Raw genomic sequence first — 19,096 nt, forward strand, 5'->3', positions numbered from 1 at the left:
CAATTAATTGAGTCAAACGCATATTTATTGCTGTACTTAATACGTTTTATTCAAGAGGGATGGTCTGTTAATGAAGCCAAATTTAGTGCTATATGGGACCGGGAGATTTAATCAATTATTGTTATCCAGTTTGATCGCGTTGGATTTACCAATTGGAATGGCTGTTATGGATTCTGGGGACGTTGCTGCTGATCAGCTTTACGCGGATACACAAGTGGCTGCTGAAGGCTGCACGAATTTAAACGTTAAAATTGCGACGCAAACTGACCTAGTAACAGCGGATGCCATTATTTTCGGCGATATTGCGCCGATGGAAGCTGGGACGGAACGCGATGATGCGTTGAGCGTTGTAATGCCTCGTTTGCGCAACTTCATTCGTGAGGCGATGGCACAAGGCTTTAAGGGAAAGATGATTGTCGCCAGTCAATATGACGATTTATTGACATACTTTGCCCAGAAGTTTTCCGGTGTTGGCGTCAGCAACTGCATTGGTGTTGGGACATTAGCCCATACAACGATTTTAAATAACACTTTAGCGAGAACATTTAATGTGCCGCTTGATAGTTTGCATGCCTACGTAGTGGGAATTGCCAATGATCACTTGATTGCTTGGAGCCGATCAACGGTCGGACCGGCACCAGTGCTTTCACTGATGGCAAATGAGGATATTAACTTTGATGCTGCTGAATTAGGCGAGATTGAACAACAGCTGAATGCAACTGCCATTTCGACTAATGATGCACTGCGCGCGCAATCAGTAATTAAAATTTTAAATGGAATCTTTTTCGATCGTCCGTTTATCGGTTCTTTAACCAATTTGCTGACGATTACTGAAGAACGAGTGACACCACTCAGCACGCCAGTCCGTGTTAATGCAGCAGGGGTTTCAAAACTCGTTGATGTAAGTTATTCTGATTTGGAGCAACGTCAATTAGACGAAATTGGTAGTCAAGTTCGTGATACTACATTGGCGATTGAAAAGGGAAGTTTGGAAGAGGACGACGATGAAGACGAACATTGATTTACCGTTGGATGAACAGTGGTCTCGTCAAGAGATTGTTGTTGCCACTCGTTTATACGAATTAGTTTTGGAAGCCAATGAGACCGGTGTCGATCGGGAAAAATTATTGGCAGCGTACGACGCGTTTACGCAAATGATGCCATCAAAAGGTCAACGTCGTCAGTTAGATCGGCAGTTCGAAAAACAGGCTGGCGTCAGTATTTACGCGACCATTAAACAAGCTCAGAGCAGTTCTCGCAAACGGCTACGAATTGAGTAAGCGTCATTTTGAAAAATATTTAGTGTAAAAATGCAGAAAGGATCAATTGGATGCAAGAAGCAACGTATCAGAAGTGGAATGCACAAGTTACGGCCTGGATTGATGAGGCGAAGGCTAATATTTTAGAGCATTTTCATGAACCGCTAGACGTTGAACAGAAGTCTGGTCGTCGTGACCTGGTTACACAAGTTGATAAGGAAAACGAACAGCGTTTCGTGGCTCACATTCGCGAATCAGATCCGAATGCACGCATTCTCGGCGAAGAGGGACTTGGCGATGATGTTCAAGATGACAAAGGGCGGTTGTGGATCATCGATCCGTTGGACGGCACGATGAACTTTGTCAAACAACGGGATGATTTTGCCATTATGTTGTCACTTTACATTGATGGTGTGGGTCAGGCGGCGTGGCTGTGTGACGTTATGGGTAACCGGTTATTTCATGGCGCTAAGGGGCTTGGTGTTTGGCTCAATGATGATAAAATGACAGCTCCTGCCAATTTACCGTTGAGCGAAGGCTTGGCAGCGTTATCCGGTCCACTAGTTACTCACGATGTGGATCATATGCAGGCGATTGCAGCTGCGAGTTTAGGCATGCGAATTGTTGGCAGCGCAGGCATTGCTTTTACAAAGGTCTTACGCGGCCAGCAAGTGTGTTATATCTCATATTTGAGACCTTGGGATTTTGCGACAGGAAAAATTTTAGCAGAAGAACTGGGTTTAGTGGTGTCCACAGTTGACGGTCAAACGCCGACTGTGCTATCATATGGCGTTGTATTAGTAGCTACGAAGCAGGCACAAAAAGCTATTGTTGCCATGCAAACCGCGTAATGTCGGACTGTGACACGAGTTAACGAGGCGTCACAGTTTTTTTACGCCTTGTATAAGGGCGCACGCTACCGATTAATTTAAGTTATTTGAAACGAAGGGAAGTTACACTTTGAAAACTAGAGACGATATTCGTAACATTGCTATCATTGCCCACGTTGACCATGGTAAAACAACTTTAGTTAACGAATTATTGAAGCAATCCGATACGCTGGATTCCCACACGGAAATCGCGGATCGTGCAATGGATACGAACGCAATCGAACAGGAACGTGGGATCACGATCCTGTCAAAGAACACGGCCGTTAAGTACGGTGACAAACAGATCAACATCTTGGATACACCAGGACACGCGGACTTCGGTGGTGAAGTTGAACGTGTTATGAAGATGGTTGATGGTGTGTTATTGGTTGTGGATGCCTACGAAGGAACCATGCCACAAACACGTTTCGTGCTTAAAAAGGCATTGGAACAACACTTGACACCAATCGTTGTCATCAACAAGGTGGACCGTCCAGGTGCTCGCCCTGAAGAAGTCGTTGACGAAGTGCTTGATTTGTTCATCGAACTTGGTGCGGACGAAGACCAATTGGAATTCCCAGTTGTTTATGCTTCTGCTATGAACGGGACTTCTTCATACGATTCAGATCTGTCTACACAAGAACACACGATGAAACCAATCTTTGATACCATTTTAAAGACGATTCCAGCACCAATTGATAACGAAGACGAACCTTTGCAGTTCCAAGTTGCTTTATTGGACTACAACGATTTCGTTGGTCGTATCGGAATTGGCCGGATTTTCCGTGGGAAGATCAAAGTTGGTGATAACGTTACTGTTATGAAGCTGGACGGCTCTACACAAAACTTCCGTGTTACGACACTGTATGGTTTCTTAGGTTTGCAACGGGTTGAAGTTAACGAAGCCAAGGCTGGTGACTTAATTGCCGTTTCAGGGATGGAAGAAATCAACGTTGGTGAAACTGTGACACCACAGGATCACCAAGAAGCATTGCCTGTTTTGCGGATTGACGAACCAACTCTGCAAATGTTATTCCGGACGAACGACTCACCACTTGCTGGTCAAGAAGGTAAGTTTGTGACAACTCGTCAGCTGGAATCGCGTTTGAAGCAGGAATTGCACACCGATGTTTCATTACGTGTTGAAGACACCGACGAACCAGATGCATGGATGGTTTCTGGTCGTGGTGAATTACACTTATCAATTTTGATTGAAACTCTTCGTCGTGAAGGTTATGAATTACAAGCTTCACGTCCAGAAGTTATCTACCGTGAAATTGACGGTACGATGGAAGAACCATTTGAAGCCGTTCAAATTGACACACCCGAAGAATATGCTGGTTCCATCATCGACTCCTTGTCTCAACGCAAGGGTGAAATGAAGAACATGGAAAACACAGGTAATGGTCAAACTCGTTTAGAGTTCTTGGCACCTTCACGTGGTTTAATCGGTTATTCAACTGATTTCTTATCCATGACGCGTGGTTATGGGATTATGAACCATACCTTCGACAAGTACATGCCAGTTATTAAAAACTGGAACCCTGGCCGTCGGAACGGAACCTTGGTTTCAATTAACCAAGGTACTGCAACTACGTACGCCATGATGGGTGTTGAAGGACGTGGTCAATTGTTCATCGATCCTGGTACCACTGTGTACGAAGGGATGATTGTTGGTCAGAACAGCCGTGAAAACGACATTTCTGTCAACGTCACCAAGGGTAAGAACATGACCAACGTTCGTTCTTCAAACAAGGATATGACTGCGACAATCAAGACGCCAACTCACTTGACGCTTGAAGAATCACTCGAATTCTTGAACGAAGACGAATATTGTGAAATTACACCTGAACACGTTCGTTTGCGGAAACAAATTTTGGAAACAAACGCACGTGAAAAAGCTTCTAAGCGTCGTAAGGCTGCTGCCCGCGACAACTAAATTTGTCTTTTAAAGCCTTGTCCTTGTGACAGGGCTTTTTTTGAATCTCGCGGTATAGTCTGCCACTGGCATTACTTACGGTTTTGGGATGGCGGTTTCAATCAGCATCTTACTAAGTGCTCATCACACGGTTAAATGTTAAATAAAAACCGTAGATGATTGGCTTGTCGGTAAAGCAGACGTGAGCGTATGCTATAATATGAAAAGAATTTTTTTGTGAGGAAAACGATGTGAAAAAGTTTAAGATTCTTGATTACTATATTTTAATTCCGTACATCGTTCTCAGCCTGATTGGTATCGTGATGGTGTATTCAGCCAGTGCTAACGTGGCCATCAGCAATGGTAGTACGCCAAATGGATACTTGATTAAACAGACCGTGTACGTAATTCTTGGGCTTTTCTTAGCCGCATTTTTTTATTGGCTACGGCTATCGTTATTGAGACGGCGATCCTACGTAGAAATCGCGACATTTGTTATGTTCGGACTGGTACTGATTGTGTTGGTTATTGGTGCACGGATCAACGGGGCCAAGGGCTGGATTAATTTAGGCCCAGTAAACATTCAACCTGAAGAGTTTTTAAAACTTTATGTTGTGCTTTTCTTGGCCCACTATATGGATTCACATCAGGTTAGTTTAGAGGAACGTTATTGGCATACGATGCGTGCGCCGCTAATTTTATTTGCTGTCATGATTGGTTTAGTTCTAATGCAGCCAGACACTGGTGGTGCAGCGATTGATTGGTTTATTATTTTGATCATGATGTTGAGTAGTGGTAACAAACATAATGTGCCTACCGAAATTGTTGGCGTTCTGTTTATTGGCTATTTGGCAATGCTAGGCTTTTTGTCACACACAAACTTGAACTCGCCGATGTGGACTAAGCATTATCAATTACAACGGTTTGTCGCCTTTATCGATCCATTTGGAACGATTAAAACAGTTGGTCGACAGCTCGTTAATTCATACTATGCGATTAGTAATGGTGGTTTATTTGGTCGCGGTTTGGGAAATAGTATTCAAAAAATGGGCTATCTGCCAGAACCTAACACTGATTTTATTTTGGCAGTAACCAGTGAAGAGCTGGGTGTTATTGCAGTGCTGATCATTCTCGCTCTGCTAGGGACAATTGCTGGGCGGGCTATTCAAATTGGCAAACGTGCATTTACAATGTATGAATCGTTAGTTTGTTATGGCATTGCGGCGCTCATCACCGTGCAGTCATTGTTTAATGTCGGCGGTGTCGTTGGTGCGCTTCCTATCACTGGGGTGACCTTGCCGTTTATTAGTTATGGTGGTTCATCCATGTTAGTGCTGTCTATGTCAATGGGTATCCTTTTAAATATTTCTGCCCGTGAAAAGCGTGCACAAATCGCTGAACGTGCTGAAAGGGTAGCTGTTAAGTGAGCTGAATTATATATAGCTGTGAAAATGTCATTTGGAAAAATATTGAAATAAAAGAGTAAGGAGGATGTTTTATGAGCGAGGAACAAACAGGCCAAGTTAACGGCTCAAAAGGTTCAACTGATAAAAAGAAACAAGCGCCACGTCGCAATAATCACCACCCACGTCGTCGGTCCAAATCAAATCAACAGAGAAACAATAAACCTAATAACAGAGCTAATGAAGAAGAGAAACAGGCGCAACAAAGTCCTAGTGCTAAACAGAACAAAACTGTTAAATCACCAAGTGATGACGGCCGTCAAAATCGATCCACAGGTCAGCATCGCCGTCGTCGTTCACAACGTAAACCCAACCCAACTTCGAGACAGGATAATGTACATACTGCCGAAAAGACGGTTACTGCATCACATTCCGTTAAAACGAATTCACATGGTGTAAAACGCGAATCAGAACAAAAAAAGACGATTTCTCGGTCCCACAAAAACAGAACAACGACGCACTCATCGATGAATCACTCAAAGAGTGAACCCCAACATGAGAAAAATTCAACAACAGTGTCTGTAAAAGGGACTGACGGTCAAAATGTTCCTGCTAAATCCGAGGAGGTTGTCGTTCGCGCTAATCTGGCCGATGCTTTTCTTAATCACGAGCCTGAAAAATTGGCACCTCAACCTCGTCAGGCTTTGCATGTGTTTGTCCGCAATTTGCGTCAGGTCCGTCAACTTAGACGATTTGGCGATATTGAATACATTTCAAAGAAGCTGCACTACGTTGTCATTTACATGGATCAGGATGACATTAGTCGAAATCAGCAAGCAATCAACAAATTATCGTTTGTTCGACGTGTAATGGTCAGTGAACGGCCAGAAATTGATCCGTTTGTTGGCGAAGGAGTTAACGCTAATTTCGTGACTCATACGGAAAATGACGGTGCGGCTGATGCCATCCCTGACGCTGACCAAACGGCCGCTGATCATTCAGGTTCAGCGGCAACAAAATCGACGGAGGCACATTAATGCGAGTGGTTGCAGGCGAGTTTGGCGGACGACCGTTATCAGCAGTTCCAGGGTCGTTAACGCGTCCCACTACGGACAAGGTCAAAGAAGCCATGTTTAGTATGATTGGACCTTATTTTGACGGTGGCCGGGTATTGGATTTATTTGCCGGATCTGGCGGCTTGGCTATTGAAGCCGTATCACGCGGTATGGCTGAGGCCGTATTGGTTGACCATCAGTATCAGGCAATTAAGACCATTAAGGCCAATATTGCGGTCACAAAATCAGCAGATCAGTTTACGGTTATCAAGGGTGAGGCTAACAATGTGCTCAAACGCTTGGTTGCAGAAGAACAGCGATTTGACCTAATTTTGTTAGATCCGCCATACGCAAAACAGAAAATTATCGATAATCTCAACTTCATGGCAGCAAACGGATTACTCAATGATGGGGCACAGGTAATTGCTGAAACAAATCAGGAAGCTCAATTGCCAGAGAATTTTGGCTCATTTACGCAAACTCATCATCGGGACTATGGTATTACGGACGTGATGGTGTATCGGTATCAAGTCTTAAAAAAGGAGACCGGCGAAGATGAGTAAACGAATTGCGGTTTTTCCAGGCAGTTTTGATCCACTGACGAACGGTCATTTGGATATCATTGAACGGGCCAGTCACATGTTTGATCAACTTATTGTTGCCGTTGGCACTAATACAGGCAAACGGCCGCTATTTAGTGTTGAAGAAAAAATTGACATGATTCAAGCTGTCACGGCCAACCTACCAAACGTTAGTGTTGAAACCATCAGTGGATTAACGGTTACGTTTATGCATGAGCACCACGCTACCTTTTTGATTCGTGGGTTACGCAATGATCAGGATTTTAATTATGAACGAGATATTGCCAATATGAATCGCACATTAGCGGAGGATGTTGAGTCTGTCTTTTTGTTAGCAAAACCTGAGAATGCGCAAATTTCTTCCAGTATTCTGAAAGAAATCGTTCATTTTGACGGTGATGTTTCAGCATTTGTACCAGCTGTTGTGTGGACCCATTTGCAGGAGAAGCGGCAACAGGAACGGCAAGAGAAGAATTAATAATTGGATGGGGTAATTGAATGAAAAAAAGACGTTGGGGCTGGTGGCTTGGCGGAACAATCGTTATCATTGGTCTTCTGGTGATGCGGTTTTTGCCACTCAATCAGTACATCGAAACGCCCGGAACGGCAGATAACTTACGCAATTTCGTCACGATGCCAACACGGCCAGACAAGCGTAAGGGTGATTTTATGATTACCTCTGTTTATCAGCAACAAGCGACACCAATTTCTTGGTTATGGGCGCACGTTGATCCACACGCGACAATCTATAACGAGCAAGAAGTAACTGGCGGCGAGAATCAAACGACTTATAACAAGGTTCAGGGATTCTACATGCAAAGTGCTATTAATCAAGCCATTGCGACGGCGTATAAAGCTGCCGATGAGCAGTATACGCGGCAATACTTGGGAATCTACGTTTTGGATGTCTCAAAAACGTCTCACTTTTATCACAAAATTCAGGTCGGCGATACCGTTACGAAGATTGACGGTGTGCATTATGATTCTTCTGTTGGTTACCAAAAGGCGTTGGCCAAACGTAAACTATCGGACAAAGTTGCCATTACGTATACACACAATGGTAAAGAACAGACAACGAAAGCCGGTTTAATTCGTTTGCCAGACGGACGTTCTGGGATCGGCATTACACTGACGGACGATGTTAAGGTCAGCACCAAAATTCCGGTTGAAGTTAATGCTGGGCAAATTGGTGGTCCATCAGGTGGTTTGATGTTTAGCTTGCAGATTTATCAGCAATTAACTAATCAAAATTTACGCCATGGTCAAAAAATTGCTGGAACTGGCACCATTAATGCGGATGGTTCCGTTGGTGAAATTGGTGGAATTGATAAGAAAATTGTGGCTGCTCACAAGGCGGGTGCTAAGATATTCTTTGCACCATATCTCAAACCAAGCAAGGCAGTTTTGAAGTATGAGGAAGGCCACAAGACGAACTATCAACTGGCAAAGGAAACAGCAAAGAAATATGCACCAGGGATGAAAGTTGTTCCCGTGAGCTCGTTTGATCAGGCCGTCAAATATTTACAGACACACAAGTAAATTGATTTGGATATAAAGTCATCGGTTGAAAAAACTGATGACTTTTTTATGTTTGACGAACAAATAACGCTTGTTTACGTATGTTATGGGTATGGACCATATCAGATAGTAAACAGGAGGATAAATCATGGAATGGCGAGAGGCATTACGAGATGCTTGGCGACAATATCGAGGCTGGTTGTTGGGTGGTCTGGCTGTCATGATTGCAGTAGGTGTGATTGGTGCTCAGTTATTAAAACCTAACGATCAACATCGCGACACAAACAGTTCAATGAATGGCATGTCACAGGCCTCATTTCAATCCGATAGCTCCGGCCTAACTGAGGCGGCAACCAAGGTAGCAACGCGGTCAACCAAGTCAGAAGCAACTGCAAGCGCGGCCACTGTTAATTCAGAAAAGACTGTTGGACAGACTGAATCGGTGGTTGAGGTAAAAGGTGCCGTTAATCAACCAGGCGTGTATCGGTTTAAAACAAATATGCGAGTTATTAACGCAATTGAACGGGCAGGCGGTTTGCGGGCGGATGCTGATAGTAAACAAGTCAATCAGGCGCAGACGTTACATGACCAAATGGTGGTTTACATTCCCACCCATGGCGAGGCGTTGCCAACGACTAATGCCAGTGGCGTGGATGGTGCCACGAATACGGTCACGGGAGTCAATAATGGCGCAGCTGGCACTGCTGGGGCGTCAATTGACGGCGATAGTGCGGATGCACCGATTGGGTTGAACAGTGCGACAAAAGAACAGTTAACGAAAATTTCAGGAGTAGGTGATAAAAAGGCTCAGAAAATTATCGACTTTAGAACGGAACACAACGGCTTTAAGTCATTAGACGACTTAAAACAAATTTCTGGATTTGGTGAGAAAACCGTTCAAAAATTGAAACCACATTTAAGCTTGTCGTGAGACACAGACTGTCATACGCTTAATGAAATATATTTAATGAATGGTGGAGGTAATATGATGACAGATCAAAAACGGGTTCCCTGGGACCAATATTTTATGATGCAAGCGGTGTTGTTAGCTAGTCGCAGTACTTGTCAGCGGTTGTCTGTTGGTGCTGTTTTAGTTCGCGACAAGCGCGTTATTGCTGGCGGTTATAACGGTTCTGTCTCAGGTGATGACCATTGTATTGATGTTGGTGATTATTTAGTGGATGGACATTGTTTAAGGACGATTCACGCAGAAATGAATGCTGTTTTGCAATGTGCGAAGTTTGGGATTGCAACTGATGGAGCTGAAATTTATGTAACCGATTTTCCGTGTTTGCAATGCACTAAAATGTTGTTACAAGCCGGCATCACGAAGATTAATTATTTGCGTAATTATCATAATGATCCATATGCAATGCACCTAGTATCTCTTAAAAATATTGAAGTGAAGCAGATTAACATTCCCGAGGATGCATTGACACAATTCCACATTACGGACTACTTAACGGCTCAAGATAACGATTCGCAGACTCAGCAATGACCATTTCTAACCGGCCACCATGGATTTTCCTAGGGCTACTTGTCGGTCTTATTAATGCAATGATTGTCGGTCATTTTTGGTGGGCTGGAATCGGTATTGTTTATCTACTGGTCCGGTGTCTTTACTTGGGAAACGTCAGAGCACATATGTTTTGGCTCATGGGTACTGCAGTGTTAGCAACTGTGTGGTTTAGCTATCAAAATGTGCAGTACGATACGAAAACGTGGACAACAATCGCAACGCGTCAGCTTAGTCTACGGGTTGAGCCAGATCAAGTTCAGGTTACTGGCGATACAGTGAGCATTATCGGTGTGACAAGAGAAGGTCAGTGGATCCGTGCGTTTGGTCATTTAACGAGCCAGCAAAAAGCGACTCAATTGCAAGTTATCGATCAACCGACACAATGGCAGGTAAATGGTCCAAACGACTTACTTGAAGGGCCACGGAACCGTATGCAATTTGATCGTCGTTCGCAATTGCGTGCAATGGGGATTCATGGCAGCATGAAAATGGCCCAGTGGTTCATTGTGAAACCGAGTCAAACAGCATGGCAGTGGCCAATTGATTTAATGCATCACTGGCGTAAGCAGTTACTACTGTATTTCGCGACGTTGCCTACCACATTGAATGAGTACGCAAGCAACCTAATTATTGGAGCGACGGCTAATGATTTTTACACCCAGAATAGTGGCCTAAAACAGTTGGGACTTTTGCATTTATTTAGCATTTCCGGTATGCATGTTGTGTATCTAGTCACACTTTGCCAATTTATCCTTGCACGGTTAGGCGTCCCTCGTGAGCACTCACAACTAGTATTGGCCATTGGCTTGCCGTTTTATGCAATTATTGCTGGTGGTTCGGGCACATTAATTCGCGCTATTCTTATTGGTGAAGCTAGTTTGCTCCAGCCACTCATTAACCGTAAGCAAGCGACTCAGATAAGTGGCTTGGACATGTGGTCGTTATCATTAATTGGTGGTGTTACGCTTCAACCGGCGGTCTTGTTAACACTAGGCGGTCAACTAAGTTACTTGTTGGCGTTTGCGTTGATCTACGTTGCAGTCGAAAAGACTTGGTGGCAAACATGGTTAATGAATCTAGTCAGCCTGCCATTAATTTTACATACCGTTTTTCAAATTCACGTTCTTAGCACGCCTGTAAATCTATTGGTGATTCCATTATTTGGTTGGTTTATTTTTCCGTTAGTCATTATCGGCGCCTGCTTGGGTGGCGTATTGAATTGGGTTGCCAATATCACTAACACGGTTTTGATGGTGTTTAGTGGTTTGATAAACTGGTTTGGTCAATTACCGGGAATGGTTACGTTTGGACATCTTTCGACATTATTCACCTGGATATGTTTATTGATGACACTGTTGGCCATTGATGAGCGGCGGCCACGAATCCGGTGCAAGTGGCTTATTGCACTAACGATAGTGTACGGAGTGGCGTTTGTGACGATTCATTGGCCAACGGATGGTGAAGTTTCGTTTATTGATGTTGGTCAGGGCGATAGTATTCTTTTAAGAACGCCATTTAATCAGCATATTTCGTTAATTGATACGGGTGGCAAAGTCGGATTTTCAAAACCATCGTGGGCACGCACTCCCACGGGGATGACCAATGTTGAAGCCGTGACAGTTAATTACCTTCATAGTCGCGGTATCAGTGAAATTGACGATGTGAACTGCAGCCATCAAGATGCCGATCATATCGGAGATGTTGGTCGACTGTTGCAATTGATGACAGTTCACACATTGACGATTCCTGCTGGCATGCGTCAATCGCGCGGTTTTCAGACGAAAATTGCCCCATATCTAAAGCAAACCAGAGTCATCGAGCTGACTGCAGGTCGACAACCTAAAAATTTTCCGTTTACCATTTATCATCCTTTTCATCCAGGGCCAGGTGGCAACGAGGATTCCGTGTCATTAGGCACAATTAGGAATGGTGTTCGCTTTTTATTTATGGGTGATTTGGATCGGTCTGGTGAACGAGAAATCCTGCAACATTATCCGATCCTGACAACCGATGTGTTGAAACTAGGTCATCATGGCAGTGATACCTCTAGCGACCCAGTGTTTATTAAACAAGTTGCGCCTAAAATTGGGATTATTTCGGCTGGTCGTGAAAATCGGTATGGACATCCTAAACAAAGTACACTAACGACACTGATGCAGAACCATATTACAGCCGTTAATACCGCGGATGCTGGCATGATTAGCTATGTCTATGATTGGTTTGGTAACGGCCATTGGCAGACGATGTTGCCGACGCGCACACCGATTGCAGGTTCGCCTCGTTAGTTTGTGGGCTGAATGAAACTTAATAGGGTATAATGGTGAAACGGGTTGAAATGTATTAAAAGGCGTTTTGCGACGTGTAAAAAGTAGCTTGATGGAAGGAATGAAATGGCAACGATGAAAATTGCGGAGTTAACGCGACAACTGGCTGGTTCAAACGTTCAGCCATTATATTTAGTGACGGGGACTGAACGGTACCTATTGAATCAGATTCGAGCGCAATTTAAGGCAATCATTCCCGAGGACCAGGCTCAAATGAATGTTGGTAGCTATGACATGGTGCAAACGCCGGTAGCCGTGGCACTTGATGACGCGATGGCGATGCCTTTTTTTGGCGAGCATCGACTGGTTATAATCGACGAACCTTATTTTTTAACAGGCGAAAAGAGTAAATCAAAGGTCGACCATGATTTAGATGCCTTGCTTAAATTTATTGAACACCCAGAGCCAACTACAATCCTAGTTTTCTTCGCCCCATACGAGAAGCTTGATAACCGTAAGAAGTTAGTTAAAACTTTGAAAAAAGTGGCTGTGAATGTAGATGCATCGCCATTGAGTGAACGAGATGCACGTCAGTTTGTGGAGCAGCAGGTAGACCATGATGGCTATAAGTTCGGTCCTGGTGCACTGGATACCTTAATTCAGCGCACTGGTGCTGATTTGTCGCTGATGATGGCCGCACTAACAAAACTGGAATTATTCGCCGTTCAAGATCATGTAATGACAACGGCAGCGGTTACCGGTTTAGTGGCACAATCTTTGGATGACAACGTTTTTGATTTGGTGAATGCGGTCCTCGGCCGAAATGTTAAACGGGCGGTGGGCTTGTACCATGATCTATTAGCAACTGGAGAAGAACCACTACGGATTAACGCTGTCTTAGTTAGTCAATTTCGTTTGTTGCTGCAGGTGAAGGTACTGGCTAGCCGTGGATTGAGTCAAGGTTCTCTGGCAGGTCAGCTAAAAGTGCATCCGTACCGGGTAAAGCTGGCCTTGCAGAGTGATCGTCACTTTTCTCAACGTGATTTGAGTCGCGCTTTTTTAGGGTTAATCAACATTGAAACGCAATTGAAGCAAACACAGGATGATCCAGAATTGCTTTTTAATTTATTTATGTTGCAGTTTACCAATCAAGCTGCATAATTTCTCTTCAGTTTATGAATAAAATGAGCCATTGCAATCAAATTAATTGATTACAATGGCTCATTTTGTGTTAGTAAGGGGAGTCGAGTAAAACAGATGTAAAAGAAAAACCATCATCACGAATGATGATGGTTAAGAATTTACTTTGCTAAGCGAGCAGCTAAACGTGACTTGTCACGTGAAGCCTTGTTCTTCTTGATCAAACCTTTTGAGTAGGCGTGGTCAATTGCGGCGCTCGCGGAACGGTATAATTCTTCAACGTTGTCTGCACCAGCAGTTACAGCTTTTTCAAACTTTTTAACTGCAGTCCGTTCTTCGCTCAATTGAGCAGTGCGACGTGCTTTGGCAATTTCGTTAGTCTTAACACGTGCAATGGCTGATTTTGTAACTGGCATTAATTTCACCTCCGGAGCGTTTGACCCACGTCAAACAAATTTCAACAGTCATCATTATACAAGAGGCTTACTACCAATGCAATAAATAAATGCAGAAGCGTCAAGGAAATTCACTTGACCCCATCATGAGTAGCGTACTTTTGCTTGCAATTGGTGGTGTGATTAGATAAACTATTAACCGTGCTAAAGCATGACCCTTACTTAGTTTATCGCCACCACTTGGCGTAGACTCGGTATGCGGTGACAATATTTGAAAGGTGGATTTTATCCATGGCTATTACACAAGCAGAAAAGAATCAGATCATCTCAGAATACGCACGTCACGATGGTGACACGGGTTCTGCAGAAGTTCAAATCGCAGTTTTGACAGCTGACATCAACCAATTGAATGCGCATTTACAAGTGCACACTCACGACTACCACTCACAACGTGGTTTGTTAAAGAAAATTGGTCACCGTCGTAACTTACTGCGTTACCTGCGTAACACGGATATTGAACGTTACCGGACGTTAATCCAAAAGTTGGGTCTTCGTCGGTAATCGTTGTTCGACCGAAGTGTGTGAGGAGGGCTACCCATTGTGGGTGGCTCTTTTTTTATTCACATTGACGTTAGAACACTGACTGGTTTGAGAAGCCGTCAGCTGGGCAATTGATTGGCTTTTAAGATGGAATATGATAAGCTACATGTAACTGATTGTCCCGAAAAAAATAGGTTGTTTTAATATAATTTTTTTGTGGAGTTGCCGCTCCTTTAAACACATCAAACTTAATAGCGATGTGAGGCTGCTTGCGTACTGAGATCGAAATGAGGATAAACACTATTTTGATCAAACTATAGACAGGCCGTTAAAATTAATTCTTAAAAATGACCGTTAGAGAAACAATTAAGTCAAAAAAGAAATTTTTAATATGAGGTGAATGAATTGAGTAATCAGATTCGAATTATCCCGTTTGGTGGCGTGCGCGAAAACGGGAAGAATATGTATGCGCTGGAAGTTAATGATGATATTTTTATTTTGGATTGTGGTTTAAAGTATCCAGAAAACGAGTTATTGGGAATTGATATCGTCATTCCTGATTGGAATTATTTGCGGGAACACGCAGATCAAATCGTCGGTGTGTTTTTGACACATGGGCATGCAGATGCAATTGGCGCATTGCCGTACTTCGTCAGTGAATTTAACGTGCCTGTTTTCGGTTCAGAACTAACGATTGAATTAGCAAAGTTAAATGTGGAGAATGATCCAAAGTCTAAGCAATTTAACGACTTTCACGTTGTGGATGCTGATACAGAAATTGATTTTGGAGAGGAAACAGTCTCGTTCTTTAAAACGACACACAGTATTCCAGAATCTCTGGGAATTGATGTTAAGACACCGCTCGGACAAGTTGTTTATACCGGAGACTTTAAGTTTGATCAAACCGCAGCACCCTTTTATCAAACCGATTTAGCTCGTTTGGGTGAAATTGGTAAGAACGGCGTCGTTGCCTTGTTAAGCGATTCAGCCGGCGCAGAACAATACGGCGAATCAGCAACCGAAAATCAGATTGCCAATTTTGTTAAGGATCAGTTTGCTGCACACGAGGGTCGAATTGTGGTTGCCAGTGTTGCGTCTAACATTTTACGAATGCAACAGATTTTTGATGCCGCCGCTGCGACGGACCGTAAAGTCGTATTGATGGGTCACGATTTGGAGAAAATTGTACGGACAGCAATGCGCTTGGATAAGTTAGAATTACCATCTGATGATCTATTGGTTAATCCCAAAAACATGAAGTCCTTATCACCTGAACAGACCGTTATCTTGGAAACTGGCCGAATGGGCGAACCCATTAAGGCGCTTCAGAGAATGGCAACGGGTGAAGATCGTTATGTCAAAATTGGTGAGGGTGACCTGGTTTTCATTACAACCACACCGTCGCATGCAATGGAGACAACGGTTGCTAAGACACGTGATTTAATCTTCCGTGCGGGCGCACATGTGCAAGCCATTTCTGATAGTTTGCAGTCGTCCGGTCATGGTTCACCAGCAGATTTACAGTTAATGATCAACTTTATGCATCCGGATTATTTCATTCCAATCCAGGGTGAGTATCGAGTTCTGAATCGGCATGCTAAGTTGGCAGAAGAAACAGGTATTTCGTCTGACCATATCTTCTTAACACAACGTGGCGATTCGCTTATCTATAATGGTGAGGCACCAATGCATCTAGCAGAGAGCATTGAAGTCGGCAATACGATGATTGACGGCATTGGTGTCGGTGATATTGGTAATATTGTGCTTCGGGATCGTAAGATTTTATCTGAAGATGGTATTTTTATTGCAGTGGTCACGATTGATCGTAAGAAGAAACAAATCGTCGCCGAACCTAAACTGACGTCTCGAGGATTTGTTTACGTGAAAGCTAGTCGTGATTTAATGCGTGAGGCTAGTGAATTGGTCACGAAAACCGTTCAAGATAACTTGGATAACAAAGAATTTGACTGGGGTCATTTGAAGCAGGATGTGCGCGAACATCTGGGTCGTTATTTATTTGATCAGACCAAGCGTCATCCAGTTATCTTACCGGTGATCATGGAAGTGAACCAACACGCCCATCATGCCCGGACAAAGAAAAACACAGCAAAAAAAGCAACTGAACAGGAGTAATTTATGTCGAAAGACACATTGAATGGTCGCCAGCGTGAAATGTTTGATAAAGCTAATCAAGCTTATCAGGACAAAGATTACGCGCAGGCGGCTTCTTTGTTAGAAAATATTTATAATGAAGTTCAAGATCCACAGATCAATCATTTATTGGTTGAGTCACTATATCTACATGAAGAATATTCGAGAGCACGTGCTTATGCGGATGATTATTTGAATAGTTATTTAACCACCGCAAGCAATTTCCGGTTTTTACTAACGTTATTGTTGCGCGTGCATGAATTCATTCTCGCTCATGAAATTGTGGCGGGTGTCCATGATGAGAAACTCAAACAAACGGGTCTCGAGATGATTGAGGGGGCCGAAAATGAGGCTCGTATGGACACAAAAGCGACCCTGACAACGATTGCTAAGCAGTTTTACCACATGAGTGACTATTCAGCAGCTGAGCAACAGGGACGTTTTCAAGCCGCACTAAAGTTGCCGTTAACAGAATTCAAACAGGGAGCACAGTATTTGCTGGTCGATCCTTATTTGCATCCACTATTTGTTGTTAGTATTTTGGAAGTTTTTCAACGGTTGCACGAAGAAACCGCGGTAACATTTCAATGGTTAGATAAAAAACGTTATACAGTGGTTCCCAATCAACTTAATTCGTTACAAGATGATCAAATGTACAAACAAGTACAACAATCACTGACGGAAAAACTAGCGGCTAAAGATCCCGTTGCTTACAATCTGTTGAGCCAAGAAGTGTGGTTGCAATTAACGTTGACTTATCCGTTTGTCAGTCGGGTAGTCACGGACGCAGACGGGTGGGTGGATAATTTAATTGCAGTTTATCAAGGAAAGCCATCTAATAGTTCCAACGAGATTGCAACGTGGCAGTCGCGGCTGGAAAAATTAACAGCTGAATTGTTGGCTAATGATAATCAGGGCTAAGAACTTATAGACTGAAACTGCCTGCCGTTGTTAAAAATTTGTGGCTTTTGTGTTTACAAAAGTCATGGCAGTATATATAATGTTTAAGGATTCTTGGGCTGAGACAATGAAAACTCAGTGTTTTCATTTTGTTCTCAACCGAGGATGTAGTATACTATTTTATAAAGACTTGTCAGGGCATACCTGACATTCTTCTATCACACACTGGAGGTTTTCATTTTGGCTAAAGAACATTATGAAAGAACTAAGCCCCACGTTAACATTGGTACTATTGGCCACGTTGACCATGGGAAGACTACTTTAACTGCTGCTATTACTAAGGTATTAGCAGAAAAGGGATTAGCTAAGGAACAAGATTACGCTTCTATCGATGCTGCCCCTGAAGAACGTGAACGTGGTATTACGATCAACACTGCCCACGTTGAATACGAAACAGAAAAGCGTCACTATGCACATATTGATGCTCCTGGACACGCGGACTACGTTAAGAACATGATCACTGGTGCCGCTCAAATGGATGGTGCTATCTTGGTTGTTGCCGCAACCGATGGTCCTATGCCACAGACGCGTGAACACATTCTGTTAGCTCGTCAGGTTGGTGTTAACTATATCGTTGTCTTCTTAAACAAGACTGACTTAGTTGACGATGACGAATTAGTTGACCTTGTTGAAATGGAAGTTCGGGAATTACTTTCCGAATACGATTTTCCTGGTGACGACATTCCTGTTATCCGTGGTTCAGCTTTGAAGGCTTTGGAAGGCGACCCAGAACAAGAAAAGGTTATCTTACACTTAATGGACGTTGTTGATGAATACATCCCAACTCCAGACCGTGACATGGACAAGCCTTTCTTGATGCCTGTTGAAGACGTATTTACGATCACTGGTCGTGGTACTGTTGCTTCAGGTCGTATCGATCGTGGTACTATCAAGGTCGGTGACGAAGTTGAAATCGTTGGTTTACGTGACGAAACTTTGAAGACTACTGTTACTGGTCTTGAAATGTTCCGTAAGACTCTTGACTTAGGTGAAGCCGGCGATAACGTTGGTGCTTTGCTACGTGGTATTGACCGTGAACAAGTTGTCCGTGGTCAAGTGCTTGCTGCTCCTGGTTCAATCCAGACGCACAAGAAGTTCAAGGGTGAAGTTTATATCCTGACAAAAGACGAAGGTGGTCGTCATACACCATTCTTCTCAAACTACCGTCCACAATTCTACTTCCACACCACTGATATCACTGGTGTTATCGAATTGCCTGATGGCGTTGAAATGGTTATGCCTGGTGATAACGTTACGTTCACTGTTGAACTTATCGAACCAGCTGCCATTGAAAAGGGTACTAAGTTCACTGTTCGTGAAGGTGGACACACTGTTGGTGCCGGTGTTGTTTCTGAAATCGATGACTAATTTAGGCTTTGCCTAAATGTTCATCAGTGTCAGTTAATGACATTCACGAGTGCTTAGCTTAGGCTAGGCACTTTTTTTATACATAATCCTAGTTAATCCCTCTCGATACACGTGTTTTTTAGCACATTTATTTACTTTCGCGGGTGGTTACGTTAA

The 19,096-nt window shown here is 43.4% G+C and carries 18 protein-coding genes; 17 read left to right on the forward strand and 1 reads right to left on the reverse strand.

Translation table 11 applies throughout. From position 1 onward, the window contains the following. Positions 1-70: 70 nt before the first annotated feature. The 13 genes from GB993_RS03160 to holA all read left to right on the forward strand — a co-directional run bounded on the left by GB993_RS03160 (position 71) and on the right by holA (position 13,547). Entirely contained in the window at positions 71-1,021 is a 951-nt protein-coding gene (locus tag GB993_RS03160) for a Rossmann-fold NAD(P)-binding domain-containing protein (protein WP_161003068.1), read from the forward strand. Then, positions 1,005-1,280 (forward strand): UPF0223 family protein, encoded by a 276-nt coding sequence (locus GB993_RS03165; protein ID WP_161003069.1) that lies wholly within the window; start codon positions 1,005-1,007, stop codon positions 1,278-1,280. Before GB993_RS03160 ends, GB993_RS03165 begins: the two co-directional genes overlap by 17 nt. A gap of 50 nt (positions 1,281-1,330) precedes the next feature. Then, a complete protein-coding gene (locus tag GB993_RS03170; RefSeq protein WP_161003070.1) occupies positions 1,331-2,110 on the forward strand; it encodes an inositol monophosphatase family protein in 780 nt (259 codons plus the stop codon). A gap of 109 nt (positions 2,111-2,219) precedes the next feature. After that, the gene (typA, locus tag GB993_RS03175) at positions 2,220-4,067 is read left to right on the forward strand and encodes a translational GTPase TypA (protein ID WP_017262038.1); all 1,848 of its coding nucleotides are present in this window, start codon (positions 2,220-2,222) and stop codon (positions 4,065-4,067) included. A 230-nt stretch (positions 4,068-4,297) separates the two neighbouring features. Then, on the forward strand, positions 4,298-5,473 hold the full coding sequence (locus tag GB993_RS03180; RefSeq protein ID WP_161003071.1) for an FtsW/RodA/SpoVE family cell cycle protein: 1,176 nt from the start codon (positions 4,298-4,300) through the stop codon (positions 5,471-5,473). A 71-nt stretch (positions 5,474-5,544) separates the two neighbouring features. Further along, positions 5,545-6,486: a DUF2129 domain-containing protein gene (locus GB993_RS03185; protein WP_161003072.1), complete on the forward strand. Its 942-nt coding sequence runs from the start codon at positions 5,545-5,547 to the stop codon at positions 6,484-6,486. After that, positions 6,486-7,067 (forward strand): 16S rRNA (guanine(966)-N(2))-methyltransferase RsmD, encoded by a 582-nt coding sequence (gene rsmD, locus GB993_RS03190; protein ID WP_161003073.1) that lies wholly within the window; start codon positions 6,486-6,488, stop codon positions 7,065-7,067. Before GB993_RS03185 ends, rsmD begins: the two co-directional genes overlap by 1 nt. Further along, a complete protein-coding gene (gene coaD / locus GB993_RS03195; RefSeq protein WP_161003074.1) occupies positions 7,060-7,563 on the forward strand; it encodes a pantetheine-phosphate adenylyltransferase in 504 nt (167 codons plus the stop codon). The genes rsmD and coaD overlap by 8 nt, the downstream gene beginning before the upstream one ends. A gap of 20 nt (positions 7,564-7,583) precedes the next feature. Further along, positions 7,584-8,624, forward strand: coding sequence for a SepM family pheromone-processing serine protease (locus GB993_RS03200; RefSeq protein ID WP_161003075.1), 1,041 nt, complete (start codon positions 7,584-7,586; stop codon positions 8,622-8,624). A 127-nt stretch (positions 8,625-8,751) separates the two neighbouring features. Beyond that, a complete protein-coding gene (locus GB993_RS03205; RefSeq protein ID WP_161003076.1) occupies positions 8,752-9,534 on the forward strand; it encodes a ComEA family DNA-binding protein in 783 nt (260 codons plus the stop codon). A gap of 54 nt (positions 9,535-9,588) precedes the next feature. Then, positions 9,589-10,101, forward strand: a complete 513-nt coding sequence (locus tag GB993_RS03210) for a ComE operon protein 2 (RefSeq protein WP_161003077.1) — start codon at positions 9,589-9,591, stop codon at positions 10,099-10,101. Then, complete coding sequence (locus GB993_RS03215; protein WP_161003078.1) at positions 10,098-12,407, forward strand: DNA internalization-related competence protein ComEC/Rec2; 2,310 nt, start codon at positions 10,098-10,100, stop codon at positions 12,405-12,407. Before GB993_RS03210 ends, GB993_RS03215 begins: the two co-directional genes overlap by 4 nt. Positions 12,408-12,521: 114 nt before the next feature. Beyond that, complete coding sequence (gene holA, locus GB993_RS03220; RefSeq protein WP_161003380.1) at positions 12,522-13,547, forward strand: DNA polymerase III subunit delta; 1,026 nt, start codon at positions 12,522-12,524, stop codon at positions 13,545-13,547. Between the two features lie 140 nt (positions 13,548-13,687). Here the strand turns inward: holA and rpsT are convergent, their stop codons facing one another. Continuing rightward, positions 13,688-13,942: a 30S ribosomal protein S20 gene (rpsT, locus tag GB993_RS03225; protein ID WP_017262028.1), complete on the reverse strand. Its 255-nt coding sequence runs from the start codon at positions 13,940-13,942 to the stop codon at positions 13,688-13,690. 270 nt (positions 13,943-14,212) lie between these two features. On the opposite strand from rpsT, the gene rpsO reads away from it, so the two are divergent. The 4 genes from rpsO (at position 14,213) to tuf (ending at position 18,940) form a co-directional block, all read left to right on the forward strand. Further along, positions 14,213-14,482: a 30S ribosomal protein S15 gene (rpsO, locus tag GB993_RS03230; protein ID WP_017262027.1), complete on the forward strand. Its 270-nt coding sequence runs from the start codon at positions 14,213-14,215 to the stop codon at positions 14,480-14,482. Positions 14,483-14,866: 384 nt separating this feature from the next. Further along, the gene (locus tag GB993_RS03235; RefSeq protein WP_161003079.1) at positions 14,867-16,594 is read left to right on the forward strand and encodes a ribonuclease J; all 1,728 of its coding nucleotides are present in this window, start codon (positions 14,867-14,869) and stop codon (positions 16,592-16,594) included. Positions 16,595-16,597: 3 nt separating this feature from the next. Further along, positions 16,598-17,533, forward strand: a complete 936-nt coding sequence (locus GB993_RS03240; protein ID WP_161003080.1) for an outer membrane protein assembly factor BamD — start codon at positions 16,598-16,600, stop codon at positions 17,531-17,533. A 219-nt stretch (positions 17,534-17,752) separates the two neighbouring features. Then, positions 17,753-18,940, forward strand: coding sequence for an elongation factor Tu (tuf, locus tag GB993_RS03245; protein WP_017262024.1), 1,188 nt, complete (start codon positions 17,753-17,755; stop codon positions 18,938-18,940). The last annotated feature ends 156 nt before the right edge of the window (positions 18,941-19,096 follow it).

Source organism: Furfurilactobacillus milii, from assembly GCF_009864005.1.
In the GTDB taxonomy this organism is placed as follows: domain Bacteria; phylum Bacillota; class Bacilli; order Lactobacillales; family Lactobacillaceae; genus Furfurilactobacillus; species Furfurilactobacillus rossiae_B.